Genomic DNA, 13,979 nt, shown 5'->3' with positions numbered 1-13,979 from the left:
GACAAGTGCATTAACGGAATAGTACTTGTAACAAACGAATGAACAGATTGCAAAAGAGGCTGTGATTTTCCACAGTCTCTTTTTTCTTAACGGCAGTCATTATCTTGTAAGAGAAAAGCAAGTTGATTCTGAACTTAAAAATGCTTTATACTAGGCAAGGAATAAAGAAATGGAGGGAGCATATGTTTAGAAAAAGAGTGGGATTCCTTTTGTCCCTTTTATGCATGGTTCTTTTTGCAATTCCTGCATTTGCAAAGGACAGTACCAGTACGATTACCAATATCAGTATCAAGGTGGATAAGAATCTTAGTAAGTTAGAGGCCGGATCATCTCTTGGAAACATCAGTGAATCGGACTTTAGTACGGGAAATACCGACAGATATCACGTGGATGCGGTACAGTGGGTGGAAAGCGGCAATTTCGATGTTCTTCGTGTAGGAAGTGAGCCTAAGGTACTTTTGTATCTTGTAGCTGACAGCAAAGAAAAGAACAACGGAGATGTTATTAATTACCAATTTGCCGGAGCATACAGCAGTAATAACGTAAGAGTAAGTAACGGAAGTTTTGTCAGTGCAAAGCGTGTCAGCGGTACGGAGCTGGAGATTGTGCTTCAACTTAAGCCGATTTCCGGAAGCTTTGATGCGCCGGAGAATCTTGCCTGGTCCGCTTCAAGTCTGGGACGCGCCACCTGGTCTCAAGCTGAGAACAGCTCAGGATATTATGAAGTAAAGCTTTATAGAGAAGGAAGACAGCTTGCAAAGATTACTACGGATGCATTAAGCCTGAATTTTTATCCTTGGATGACGGAAGAAGGAAATTACAGCTTCAATGTAAGGAGTATTCCATATACAGATTCGCAGAAGAAAGGTGGAAAGGCATCGGAAGATGCAGAATCCGATACCTTATACATTGCTGCAAACAATCGCTCTAACGGAGATGGAAAGTACAGCGAAACACAGATTTTCGGACAGAATAAAGCACAGAATAATACACCGGGCAATGCTAACATTCCCTCAACTATCGGCTGGAGCTTGATTAACGGAAAGTGGTATTTCCGCTATCCAAACGGTCAGCCTGCAATTAACAGTTGGGTGGACTGGAACGGACGTTGGTACCATTTTAATGGACAGGGAGAAATGGAAACCGGTTGGTTTAAGAGTGCATACGGCAATTGGTTCTATTTGGAGCCGGGTAACGGTGATGCAAAAACCGGCTGGAAGCTGATTAACAATATATGGTATTATTTTATACCGGATGCCGGTGATCGCCAGTGCATGATGGTCTCAAGTGGAATATTCCAAATCGGACAGGAAAGCTATTACTTTGATGCAAGCGGTGCAATGCGTACAGGCTGGATTGCTATCAATGTAAACGGAAAACAGATATACTATTATTTTAAAGATAATGGTGCTATGGCGAAAAATACAACAATTAACGGTTTCCGGGTAAATGAACGCGGAGAGTGGGTACAATAGCTTTTCTTGTCTCCTGCTTCCGGCTGTGGTAGAATACCTCGGAAGGAGGAGTTCATGAACGATTTTAGAGAAAAGAAAAATGCCCGTCTCATGATGGCCATCAATGGCATGAAAAATGAAGGCGGTAGAGATTGGGAAGATAAATTAGTAGATGCCTTGATTCATCATGCCGAGTTTTATGTGCCTATGCGTACAATGGGAGAAGGCGAAGATAGAAAGCCTGCCTTTGCTGTTGTGGAAGATAAGGATCACAATCATTTTTATGTACTCTTTACTTCGCAGGAAAAAGCCAAGCAATGGAAACACGAAAAAGAGACCACGGCGATTCTGAGCTTTCATCAGGCAGCTCTAATGGCACTTGGAGATCCCAGAATTTCCGGCTTTGTGATTAACATGAACAGCGATAATTTTATCCTTTGGAGAAAATTTATTGTGGACTGCATTCATGTGGAGCAGGCTGAACTTATGGGAGAAGTTCCGGTAAGACCGGATGAGAATATGGAGTTTACGGAGCCTCTGGGAGACAGCAAGGAGCTGGAAGAGGCACTTGCAGAGTATATGCGTGATGATCGTAATGTTACAGCTGCCTATCTCCTTGGCGCAAAGCAAAACGGAAAGAGCTTCAATCTTTGTATTGTCAGTCATGTAGGAAGCATACAGCCGAGTTTTGCAAACATTACTACGGTAGGAAACGACTTTTCAGAGGGAATTCCCTTTGCGGTAATGTCGTATAGGGCCGATATAGCGGAAAAGGCAGTAAAAGACAGGATGCCTTTCTATCGAAGACCCTTTGTTGTGTAGTAAAATATAGAAAAAAGAAGAAAGCTGTGCTAAAGAATCAAAAGAGCTTCTTTAGTACAGCTTTTTTAATGCAATTTTATAGAACGTATATTCGAAAATATCTTTACAAAACGAATGTTCTGTGTTATTCTTGTGAAACAATAAAAACAAACTGGCGTTTAGATAAAGGAGTAAAACATGAGAATAAATTTGAGAACATTCGAAATTTTTATTACATCCCTACTGCTGTTTTCATTATTTGGAATCTTGTCCATCCTTCCGGAGATTCGTGCTATAAGCTGTGGACTTACCTTGACTTCCCTATTCTTCTTATATGAGATTGAAAGGGAGTGGCAGCGAAGAAAGAAAAAGGCAGTATTTTATAAAAAAATAGAGAGAATTATAGCGAGAAGACTTAGCGGAGAATAAGCCGATAGCCAAAAGAAGGATATTGTGGCTCATGGAGTAAAACTAATGCTGAATGTTGTTCTATGCTTAGGACTTAGGCATAAACGCCTTTTGATCTATAACTCCATAACTCTCTATATGCCTTTTATAAGCCTAAAAAGAAAAGAGCTGTCCATCCGGACAGCTCTTTTAAACTATACTCTGCTTATGTTAATTATTCAGCAGCAATAGCACCTGTTGGGCAAGGCTCTTCACAAGCGCCGCAATCGATGCAAGTATCCGGATCTACAACATACTTTGTTGGACCCTCGGAAATAGCTTCTACAGGACATACTGCTGCGCAAGCACCACAGCTTACGCACTCATCACTAACTACGTGTGCCATATTCGTTCCTCCTTATATAAATAGACCAAATACTTTACTCCCGGTAAAGTTCTATTCATTCTAATGCATTTCGGAAATATTGACAAGAATTTCTCGAATTTCTCATGTTCAAAATAAGAAGCAGAATCGAACTGCTCTATGTGGAGAGCTCATCGGGAAGGGGCAGAATAGGAAGAGTATATTTAGCTTTTATTCCTTGGCTAATGGTATAAACTGGAAATAGAGATACTAAACAAGCTCTAAAGCGAAAACATCGGGAAAAAAGGATAGCCGAATATGCAGGAATCCAGTATACTAAGTCCTATGATTTTAAATGTATCCATGCTAAGTAAAGCATACGTAGGAAAGACTGTGCTGAAGGATGTATCGTTTCATCTGGAAGATAAGGAAAAAGCGGCCATTGTCGGAATCAACGGTTCAGGCAAAACAACTTTGCTCCGATGTATTCTGGGAATTGAGGAGGCAGATGAGGGGAGCATCGCATTTTCCAAAGAGAAGAAAATGGACTACCTGGCACAGCAACATGCTGATATAGAAACGGAGAATGAAGACTACGACACTCTTTCCGGAGGCCAGAAGACGAGGAAGCGCCTCGAGGAAATCTTGCAGGAGAAACCCGATCTGCTGATTCTGGATGAGCCGACAAACCACTTGGATATCGGTTCTATTCAGTGGCTGGAAAAAGTCTTAAAGCGTTATGACGGAGCAGTGCTTCTTGTTTCCCATGACCGTTATTTCTTGGATAGGATTGTGACGAAGGTCATTGACCTGGAACGAGGAAAGGTCAGAATGTACCAGGGAAATTACAGCGCTTATGCGGAAAAAAAGAGACAGCTTCGAGAAGCCGAGTGGAAAGCTTTTCAAAACCAGCAGGCAGAGATCAAGCATCAGGAGGCCGTGATTGAGAAGCTGAAGCAATTCAATCGGGAGAAGAGCATTAAGCGCGCGGAATCTCGAGAGAAGATGCTTTTGAAGGTGGAAAGACTGGAGAAGCCTGAGGAACTCGAGAATGAGATGAAGCTTCTTTTTTCTCCGAGGGAAAGCTCCGGAAACGATGTCTTAATGGCGAAAGAGCTCGGAAAAAGCTATGACGGAAAGCGTCTATTTTCCCATGGGACTTTTTCTCTGCAAAAAGGAGAGCATGTAGCGCTTATCGGAGATAACGGGACCGGAAAGACGACCTTACTGAAGATTTTAAACGGGCTTGTACAGGCGGATGAGGGAGAATTTCGTTTAGGCTCGAAGGTGAAGATTGCTTACTATGACCAGGAGCACGCTGTGCTCAACATGGAAAAAACCCTCTTTGATGAAATTCAGGATAGCTATCCGGATATGAATAACACGAAGGTGCGAAATGTTCTTGCCGCTTTTCTCTTTACCGGAGACGATGTGTATAAGCGGATTCAGGATCTTTCCGGAGGAGAACAAGGCAGGGTAAGCCTTGCAAAGCTCATGCTCTCCGATGCGAATTTTCTTATCTTGGACGAGCCGACGAACCACTTGGATATTCAGGGGAAGGAAGTTTTAGAGGAAGCGATTCGAAACTATGAGGGAACCGTCCTCTATGTTTCCCATGACCGTTATTTTATCAATAAAACGGCAACGAGAATTATAGAGCTCTTTTCTAACCGTTTTGATAATTACATCGGAAATTACGATTATTATATCGAAAAGAAGGAAGATGTTCGTGCCTACGGAGATTCACTACAAAAGGATAAGATGCCTTTAGAAGCGATAGATCCGGAAGAAGCACAAAGATTGGAAGAAAAGGAGAGCAAGAGACTCGACTGGGAAAGCCAGAAGGAGCTCTCCGCAAAGAGAAGAAAGTGGCAGAATGCCTTGCAAAAGGCGGAGGAGAAGATTGCCAAGCTGGAAGAGCGAAAAGAAGAGCTCACTGCCTCCATGGAAGAAGTCGGGTCCGATGTCGGGCGCCTCATGGAAATTCATAGAGAGCAGGAAGCAATAGATAAAGAGCTGGAAGAGCAATACGCCATCTGGGAGGAAAGCTCCCTGGAGCTTGAAAATTTAGAGTAACATAATAAAGTATAGTAAAAGGATATTGGAACAGGGGCACGCTCTCGCTAACTTCGCCTGACTGAGCATGGGCTCGGTAGCCCATTGCTCACTTTGCTTCGCAAAGCAACTTCCTTCAGAAGTTGGTCTTGTACAGGACAACTTTTCTGATGAAAAGTTGTCCTTTCGTATCAGTACTAAGCCTCAAGCATCACTTCGCTCGCTTTTGGCAAGTACTGACGGGCTCAGATTACCCCTTATTCCAATATCCTTTTAAAAAACCTTTTCTATTTTTATCCTGAACCTTTTCTGTTTTTTATCCTAAATCTTTCTACTCTATGGTTAACTACTCCGCATCTTTCATACTGAGTGAAATCTTCTTCCTCTCCATATCCACGGAGAGAATTTTTACTTTCACGATATCACCAAGCTTTACAACATCGAGAGGGTGCTTTACGAACTTTTTGGAAAGGGCGGAGATGTGTACCAAGCCGTCCTGGTGCACGCCGATATCGACAAAGGCTCCGAAGTCCAGGACATTTCGGACTGTACCCTCGAGAATCATCCCCTCTTTTAAGTCGGAAAGCTCTAAAACATCACTCCGCAAAATGGGTGCGGGCACATCTTCACGAGGATCTCTTCCCGGCTTTGCAAGAGCCTCCACAATATCCTTTAAGGTAAAGCTTCCGATAGCAAGCTTTTCTTCTAAAGCTTTCATTCCTCCGGGAAGGGCGGAAATCATCTTTGCAATATCCTTTCCCTTTCCCTCGGCAATGTCTTTTTCATTCAAGTTTAGAAGGGAGAGGAGTTCCTTTGTTTTCTGATAGGACTCAGGGTGCACGGAGGTTCTGTCCAGCACTTCCTTACCCTCTCGGATACGGAGAAAGCCGGCACTTTGCTCAAAGGCCTTGGGACCGAGCTTGGCCACCTTTAACAATTCTTTTCTACTTTTAAAAGCGCCGTTTTCTTCTCTATACACTACGATGTTCTTAGCCAGTGTCTTGTTGATACCGGAAATATAGGAAAGGAGGGCTGCGGATGCGGTATTCAGGTCTACACCTACATGGTTAACGCAGTCTTCCACGGTATTGTTCAGCTGTTCCTCCAGCTTGTTCTGATTCATGTCGTGCTGATACTGCCCGACACCGATGGCCTTTGGCTCAATCTTTACCAGCTCGGCAAGCGGATCTTGAAGTCGCCTTGCCATGGAGGTTGAACTTCTTTCTCCCGTGTCAAAGTTCGGGAACTCCTCTGTCGCAAGCTTACTTGCAGAGTAGACAGAGGCACCGGCTTCATTGACAATCACATACTGCACCTTACTTTTTGTCTCATGAATATAGTCGCTGATGACCTTTTCCGATTCACGAGAGGCCGTGCCATTTCCAAGGGCAATGATATCCACCTTATGTTTTTCAATCAGCTTATGAATCGCAGCCATTGCTTCTTTCACCTGATTTTTAGGCGGAGTAGGGTAAATGACCGTCGTGTCCAGTACCTTTCCGGTCGGATCGACTACGGCGATTTTACAGCCGGTACGGAAGCCCGGATCCCAGCCTAGCACGACTTTCCCGACAATGGGCGCCTGCATAAGAAGCTGTTTTAAATTATCTGCAAAAATGGCAATCGCACCGTCTTCCGCCTTTTCGGTTAAGATATTTCGGATTTCGGTTTCGATAGAGGGGGAAATAAGCCTCTTGAAGCTATCCTGCACCGCTTCCTGTAAGAGCCGGAGATTTTCTCCCTGCAAAGCCTTTCCGGCCTGCTTTTCGAGGTATGCCAAAATCTCCTCCTGCGGGAAATTCAGCTTTACAGATAGAACCTTTTCCTTTTCTCCGCGGTTTATGGCAAGCGTACGATAGCCGGGAATGGTTTTTACCTTTTCCTCATAATCAAAATACATCTCATAGGTCTTTGCATCGGGATTTTCCTCTGTTTCCTTTTTGGAGGAGGAAATACTGCCAAGTTCCATGGTCTTATTGCGAATCCATTCCCTATAGGAGGCATTTTCGGAGAACTCTTCCGCAAGAATGTCCTTTGCATAATTCAAGGCCTCTTCCACGCTGCAGACTTCCTTTTCCTCGGAAAGATACTTTTCCGCTTCCTTTACAGGATTTACACCGGGGGTGAGAATGGCCTTCGCCAGTCCCTCTAAGCCCTTTTCTCTGGCAATCATGCCTCTGGTTCTTCTCTTTTTCTTATAGGGAAGGTAGAGGTCTTCCAGACGCACTGCGGTATCGGCCGCCTCAATCTGCGCCTTCAGCTCTTCCGTGAGCTTCCCCTGTTCCGCGATACTGTTTAAAATGCTTTCGCGCCTCTCCTCGAGATTCCGAAGATATTGCAGCTTTTCCTCAAGGCTACGGAGTTCCTCGTCATTTAAACCGTGCGTTGCTTCCTTACGATAACGTGCAATAAAGGGAACGGTATTTCCCTCGTCTAAAAGCTGTACCGCCGCTTCCACCTGCATTTTTTTAAGAGATAAGTCCTCAGCTATTTTTTGGATTATGTTCATCTTGCTCCTTTAATTCTTAAATGAGTAACACTCATAATGTCGCTATATTTTATCAATAAAAATATATTTGTTGGAAGGCCGAATTTGCCGTTTGCAAAAACGCCTATGAATGCTAAGAAAGCACTACGCTAACAGTATACTATAAAAAAGTACTATAGGGCAGGAAAATGAGGGAGAAGAAAACGGGAAAACATAGCGGAGAAGAGGATAAAGAAAAACACTCATGCAAATGTAGGAGGTATTCTCCGTTCCAAAAAAATATTGACAAAAAGAGAGGGATTCAGTATCATAATTCTGTTGCATTGAAAGCGACGCAGTTGAGATTCCATCTTAACTTGCCGGCGTGGCGGAATAGGTAGACGCACAGGACTTAAAATCCTGCGAGACACAAATCTCATACCGGTTCGACCCCGGTCGCCGGCAGCAAAGGAGAATAATCGGTGAGTTATCTCGCCGGTTTTTTTATACCTTTTGTATTGCCTTTATAAGGAGATGTACCCAAGTGGTTGAAGGGTCCGCACTCGAAATGCGGTAGGTCGGGCAACCGGCGCATGGGTTCAAATCCCATCATCTCCGCGATAAAAAAGACCTGAGTTTAAGCAATAGTTGCGAAGAACTCAGGTCTTTTTTTTTTCCCCGAGAGGGATAAAGCTTTTAGTGGTTTTATTTTGGTAATACTATTTTGGTAATACTATTTTAGCAATACAATTTTTAGCCATACTATTTTAGCGATATCTCGTAATGTTCGGGAATAGAATATATTCGTTATAAATAAATATTAAATTGCATATATATTTTTGAAAATATTGCCGATAATATAATGCGAGAGGTGGATTTGGGTCTCAAAGAGTAGGAAAGGAGGGGAGGCAAGATGAAAGCTAGGGAAGTGCAAAGAGAACTTGCGATTTTTCGTATATTGGCAGTTTGCTTTTTTGCCTTCTGTTTTCTGTTAGGAAAATGGATGAATACAGCTGTGGTTTTTGCGGCCCCCAGACCGGCATCTTTAGAAATACCGATAGTGGCTGAAGTGGAAGGAGAACAAGTTCCGGCGGAAGCATTCCGTTTTATTATTGAGAAAGTGAGCCCTTCCTCGGCATTGCCCGTACCGGATACGATAGAGGGCGTATTTTCCGCACAAAATAAAAAAAGGACTCTTACATTTCCCGCTATGCAGTTTCATGAGGAGTCGTTTGCGGGAAATGAGAAATATGTGTATACCATTCGGCAGATTGCAGGGACGAATCCGCATATGGAGTATGACAGCCGTGTGTATACCGTGAAAATAAGAGTAGGGTTACAGACGCAAGATTCGATGGGGCACAGTTATCCTCCGTACTTGGCGGCTGCCATTGTTGTGACGGAGAATGACAATCCGGATCCTGCAAAGCAGGATGTGAAGCAGGGAGAAATCCTTTTTCATAATAAATATACCAAACCGCCGGAGCCCACTACAGAAACTCCGCCTAATCCGACGAGACCGCCTGATCCGACAAAGCCGCCTAACCCGAATAGACCCCCGGATCCAAAGGTGCCGGAGACTCCGCCCGTACCTTCCACACCGGAAACACCGCCCGCACCGTCTACTCCTCCGGGAGAGGACCCAAAGATATACGAACATAAAGATAAGGGTGATGTACTTGCAGAAGTTCCGAAAATTATGACCAAATTTTTTACAGTAACCAGAAAGGTAGTTACGGGAGATGAAAGCGGAATGTTCTTTTTCGGAACCTCTTTCAGTCTTTCCGTCTTCGGCCTTTTCCTATATTATTTTAATCGCGAACAGAAAAGAGAAAAGCGGAACAAACATGAGTGGGACTAGAAATAAACAATTTCTAAAGAACTTGACACCCTGTATACAGGGTGTTATTCTTTTAAAAGTGTTAGCACTCTATATATTTGACTGCTAACAACAAATATAGCTTTATCGAAACGGCTATGGAAATCTGTAAGTTGGATTACCTGAAAGAGTCCTTGGACTTTTAGGGAGATACTTTACAGCTTTTTCGCGTTGTTGACGCTATACAGTGCGGGAAATAACTACTCCCGTATATCATTGAAGCTAAAACGGGGAAGAAGAGCAGAAGCTTCTTTTCTGTTTTTAAGAGGATGTGTATGAAAATGAATCAATTAGTGGACGCACTAAAAAAATGGATAAGAGGAAGGAAAGAAGAGGCAGAAAAAAAAGAGAAAAAGAAAGGGATGATTTCTGCCATTTCCAGAGAAATTCCGAAAGAGAAGGAAATTGCAGCTTCCGAGAAAGCAGTCGAGGAGGTGCATTTTCCTAAAGACAAGCTGGAGCATGCCGGTAAGGTGGAGGAGGCTTTAAAGGTATTTTCCAAAGAAAAAAATAAGGAACGAGGAGGACAGGCTATGCGAGTAGTACCGGTTTACAACATGATGATTTTGCCGAATTCCACCATCTATTTTCAGATTGATAATTTTAGAACTCTGGCAGGAAAGACAGTAGAAGAAGGGGACAAGCTTCTTTTGGCTGTTTTACATAAAAATGAAGTGGATACCAAGGCACTTCATAAAGAGGAAGTGTATCCTGTAGCGGTAGAAGGTACAATCAAGGAAATCAGTCAGGACGGCTATGCAGTTGTTGCAACAGGCAATAGAGTAAGTATTGAGGAGCTTTCTCAGGAGGAAGGACAGCCCCTAGTTTTAAAGACAATCCCTCTTTATGATGTGGAGGACTTGGATCAGGAAGAGGCTGACAGAAAGCTTGGAGAAATTAAGGAAGAGCTGAAGGACTTGGTAGGGCGTTTTCATGCAGGGAAGGTTATGGCGGGTATGATTGAACGCCATAAGTCGATTCAAGAGGTCGGCTGTGTTCTGTCCCCCTGGCTTAGCATTAACAACGAAGAGCGGTACCATGTCCTGCAGGAGGATCGACTTTCCGTTCGTACGAAGATGCTGGAGCAGATTATCTATGAATATATCGAGGTGACGAAGGTTACCACCGATGCGAGAACCCAGCAGCAGGAGGATTATCAAAAACTCTATAAGGAGCAGGCCCTCCAAAAGCAGATTGATTACCTCCAGAAAGAGCTCGATGAGATGCATCCGGAGAAGGTTTCCGACCTCCGTAAGTTTGAACTTCGTATTGAAGAAGCCGGCATGAATGAGACGGCGAAAAAGGAAGCTACGAAGATTTTAAATCGCCTGAAAAATGAAGGCACAAACGGCCAGGAAGCCGGTATGCTTTATGACTATCTGGATTTCCTGACCGGACTATCCTGGAAGAAGGAAGAACAGAAGGAAATAGACCTTGATGAGGCGGAGAAGATCCTGTCCGAGGATCACTTCGGCTTAAAGAAGGTTAAGGAGAGAATGATTCAGCAGATTGCGGTCATGAATCTGAAAAAGCAGCAGTCCGGGTCTATTCTCCTCTTTGTGGGTGCACCCGGTACCGGTAAAACCAGTATTGGAAAAAGTATTGCGAAGGCTCTCGGAAGAAAATATGTTCGTGTAAGCCTTGGCGGTGTGCGAGATGAGGCAGATATTCGCGGACACAGAAGAACGTATCTTGGTGCTATGCCGGGAAGAATCATGGACGGGATACAGAAGTCCGGCGTTTCCAATCCGGTCATGGTGCTGGATGAGGTGGATAAACTGTCTTCGTCCTATAACGGAGATCCCGCGGCAGCCCTTCTTGAAGTTTTGGATCCGGAGCAAAACAATACCTTCACGGATCACTACATGAATGTGCCTTATGATTTATCCGATGTACTCTTTATCTGTACGGCGAACTCCCTGGATACCATTCCGGCGCCCCTCTTAAATCGTATGGAAGTGATTCAGTATCAGGGTTACACTCCGAGAGAGAAATTTGAGATTGGAAAGCGTCATCTCCTTAGGAAGTCATTAAAGGGTGTAGGATTACAAGCGGAAAATGTAGAACTTACGGATGAAGCCTTGGAAAATATTATTTCCGATTACACAAGAGAAGCCGGTGTCAGAGGCTTAAAGAAGAGACTTGACACCCTCTGCCGAATTGCGGCAGTTCATCTTGTTAAGGGAAAGGGAGAGAAGATTTCCGTAGGGAAGGAAGATTTGAGAGAATATCTGGACATGAATCCGCTTCACAGAAGAGAAGTCAAGGAAGAGGGAAAGCCGGGTATCGTTACCGGTCTTGCTTGGACCGCAGTCGGAGGAGAGATTCTCTATATTGAGAGTATGTTCACAAAGGGAGAAGGAAAGCTGAACATTACCGGACAGCTTGGTGACGTCATGAAGGAGTCGGCGCAGATTGCCATCAGCCTTGTGAAGTCTATGTTCCCCGATAAAGCAAAACTTTTCAAGGAAAATGATCTGCATATTCATGTGCCTGACGGAGCAACCCCGAAGGATGGGCCTTCTGCCGGAATTACCCTCACCATTGCCCTTGCCTCCTTAGTGACAGGACAGGCAGTCAGTCCGCGTATCGCGATGACCGGAGAGGTTTCTCTGGAAGGCCTCGTTAATCCGATCGGCGGACTTCCGGAAAAGCTTATGGCAGCGGAACGCGCCGGCGTAAAGACCGTTTTGATTCCTAAAGCAAACGAAGACGATCTTCGGGACGTCCCGGATGAGGTCAAGGAAAAGTTGCAGATTCTTCCAATTAAAACAGTGGAAGAAGGAATGGAGCTTTGTGAAATTCACTATGTGAAGCCCGGAGTGGAAACGGTGTAAAAGTATGTAAAATAGGATAGATGCTGTATAAAAAATCAAATAAATAAAGGGATTCTTTGCAATATAGGTCTGAATGAGGGGTAGTCTGAGCCCGTCGGTACTTGCGAAAAACAAGAGAAACGCAGTTTTTCGCTTAGTATCCGTTACGTGGCGAAGCTAGCGAGAGCGTGCCCCAAGTTCAGACCTATATTGCATAGAAAATCATTTTTTTTATATAGGGAAAACCTTTCTTTTGGTATAGGGAAAAGGTAGTATGTATTTTTTGACAAAGAGTATAAAATAAATTAATGCCTCTGTTTTTCTCTCCAAGCAGCAATGCATTATAAATGTCCCAAAATGAGACAAATACTAAGTTGCCTTGCCTAATTCGCTAATAATTTACCAAAAAAATTCAGTATAAAATTAACGAAATTAGTGAAAATGCACGAAAATGATGGATAATATCCTCCGGATACCATAAGATAGAATCATGCAAATAAGGAGAAAACAGAGCATGTTTTACTCGTCGTAAAAAAATTAGGAGGTGTGTTGATGAAGAAAAGAAGTTTAATTGCCGGCTTACTCTGCGCAGCATTATTGAGTGCCTGCGGCGGAGGAACAGCGAAAACAGAGAGTAGCGATGCAAAAGCAAGCGGAGATAAGATTCAAATTGCAGTTTGCGGACCTATGACCGGCGATAATTCAGAGTACGGAATCGGATTTTACAATGCTGCTGTATTGAAGGCGAAAGAGTGGAACGATAATGGCGGCGTTTTAGGAAAACAGATTGAAATCGTACAGTATGATGATAAAAACACCGCTGAGGAAGCAACAACCATTGCACAGAAGATTATTTCCGATAAGAAGGTAGTCGGCGTGATTGGTCACTTCTCCTCCGGAGTATGTATGACAGCGGCTCCTATCTATCAGGAGAACAAGATTATCGAAATTTCTCCGTCAGCGTCTCACCCGGATTACTCCGGAATCGGAGATTACATTTTCAGAAATAATACCGTCATTTCCAAAGAGGCTGCAGCAAGCATTGATATTGCGGTGAATGACTTAGGAAAGAAAAAGGTTGGTATCATCAGTATCATGACAGACTGGGGAACCAATACTTCCTCCATCATTAAGGAATTGATTGCCAAGACCGATGCGGAAGTGGTTGCACACGAGGAAGTTATGGAAGGATCCGACGACTATACGCCGGCTATTACCAAGTTAAACGAGGCAGGTGCGGATGTAGTTATTTGCTGCGGAATGTACAATCTGGTAGCACCTGTTGCAAAGCAGTATAAGCAGATTAATCCGGATATTAAGGTTGTAGGATTCTCCAACGCATACAGCCAGCAGTTAATCGAACTTGGCGGAAGTGCAGTGGAAGGCGTATGCTTCCCGGTTATCTTCTTCTCCGAGTCCGATGATCCGACGATTAAGTCTTATGTTGATTCCTATAAGGCAGCTTACGGCAATGCTCCGTCCGCTCTTACCTCTCAGGCTTATGATTCAGTAGGTATCCTTCTTACTGCTATCAAGGATGCAAATACAACTGATTCCGAAAAGGTAAAGGATCAGATTTATAAGACTACTTACCAGGGTGTAACCGGAGAAATCAAGTTTGATGAGAACGGTGATGTAGATAAGCAGTTCGTAAAGGTAACCATTAAAGACGGTAAGTTTGTGAAGATGGACAAGTAATAAAAGTTAGAACGATTCAAGGGGGATGGGAAAGAACATAGCTTATGTTTTTTCCCAT

General features: G+C 43.7%; 8 protein-coding genes and 2 tRNA genes. 8 read left to right on the top strand and 2 right to left on the bottom strand.

The features are described from left to right. Nucleotides 1–182 precede the first annotated feature (182 nt). Both HMPREF9625_RS04105 and HMPREF9625_RS04100 read left to right on the top strand, forming a co-directional pair. Complete coding sequence (locus HMPREF9625_RS04105; RefSeq protein WP_009535744.1) at nt 183–1,475, top strand: PspC-like choline-binding domain-containing protein; 1,293 nt, start codon at nt 183–185, stop codon at nt 1,473–1,475. A gap of 54 nt (nt 1,476–1,529) precedes the next feature. After that, nucleotides 1,530–2,276: an enhanced serine sensitivity protein SseB C-terminal domain-containing protein gene (locus HMPREF9625_RS04100; RefSeq protein WP_009535743.1), complete on the top strand. Its 747-nt coding sequence runs from the start codon at nt 1,530–1,532 to the stop codon at nt 2,274–2,276. A gap of 601 nt (nt 2,277–2,877) precedes the next feature. Here HMPREF9625_RS04100 and HMPREF9625_RS04090 read toward each other — a convergent pair. After that, complete coding sequence (locus tag HMPREF9625_RS04090) at nt 2,878–3,048, bottom strand: 4Fe-4S ferredoxin (RefSeq protein ID WP_007156965.1); 171 nt, start codon at nt 3,046–3,048, stop codon at nt 2,878–2,880. A 303-nt stretch (nt 3,049–3,351) separates the two neighbouring features. Here HMPREF9625_RS04090 and HMPREF9625_RS04085 point away from each other — a divergent pair, with 303 nt between their 5' ends. Next, nucleotides 3,352–5,082, top strand: a complete 1,731-nt coding sequence (locus HMPREF9625_RS04085) for an ABC-F family ATP-binding cassette domain-containing protein (RefSeq protein ID WP_195891288.1) — start codon at nt 3,352–3,354, stop codon at nt 5,080–5,082. A 325-nt stretch (nt 5,083–5,407) separates the two neighbouring features. Here HMPREF9625_RS04085 and HMPREF9625_RS04080 read toward each other — a convergent pair whose 3' ends face one another. Then, the gene (locus tag HMPREF9625_RS04080; protein ID WP_009535740.1) at nt 5,408–7,570 is read right to left on the bottom strand and encodes a Tex family protein; all 2,163 of its coding nucleotides are present in this window, start codon (nt 7,568–7,570) and stop codon (nt 5,408–5,410) included. Between the two features lie 337 nt (nt 7,571–7,907). Here HMPREF9625_RS04080 and HMPREF9625_RS04075 point away from each other — a divergent pair. The 5 genes from HMPREF9625_RS04075 to HMPREF9625_RS04055 all read left to right on the top strand — a co-directional run bounded on the left by HMPREF9625_RS04075 (nt 7,908) and on the right by HMPREF9625_RS04055 (nt 13,921). Next, nucleotides 7,908–7,993 (top strand) — tRNA-Leu (locus HMPREF9625_RS04075). A gap of 65 nt (nt 7,994–8,058) precedes the next feature. Beyond that, nucleotides 8,059–8,146, top strand: a tRNA-Ser gene (locus HMPREF9625_RS04070). Between the two features lie 295 nt (nt 8,147–8,441). Further along, nucleotides 8,442–9,389, top strand: coding sequence for a Spy0128 family protein (locus HMPREF9625_RS04065; protein ID WP_009535739.1), 948 nt, complete (start codon nt 8,442–8,444; stop codon nt 9,387–9,389). Between the two features lie 293 nt (nt 9,390–9,682). Further along, complete coding sequence (gene lon / locus HMPREF9625_RS04060) at nt 9,683–12,244, top strand: endopeptidase La (RefSeq protein WP_009535738.1); 2,562 nt, start codon at nt 9,683–9,685, stop codon at nt 12,242–12,244. Nucleotides 12,245–12,775: 531 nt separating this feature from the next. Beyond that, a complete protein-coding gene (locus HMPREF9625_RS04055; RefSeq protein WP_009535737.1) occupies nt 12,776–13,921 on the top strand; it encodes an ABC transporter substrate-binding protein in 1,146 nt (381 codons plus the stop codon). Nucleotides 13,922–13,979: the final 58 nt, after the last annotated feature.

Origin of the sequence: Oribacterium parvum ACB1, assembly GCF_000238055.2 — a bacterium.
Lineage (GTDB): Bacteria > Bacillota > Clostridia > Lachnospirales > Lachnospiraceae > Oribacterium > Oribacterium parvum.
This window is presented reverse-complemented; position numbering and strand designations above follow the sequence as displayed.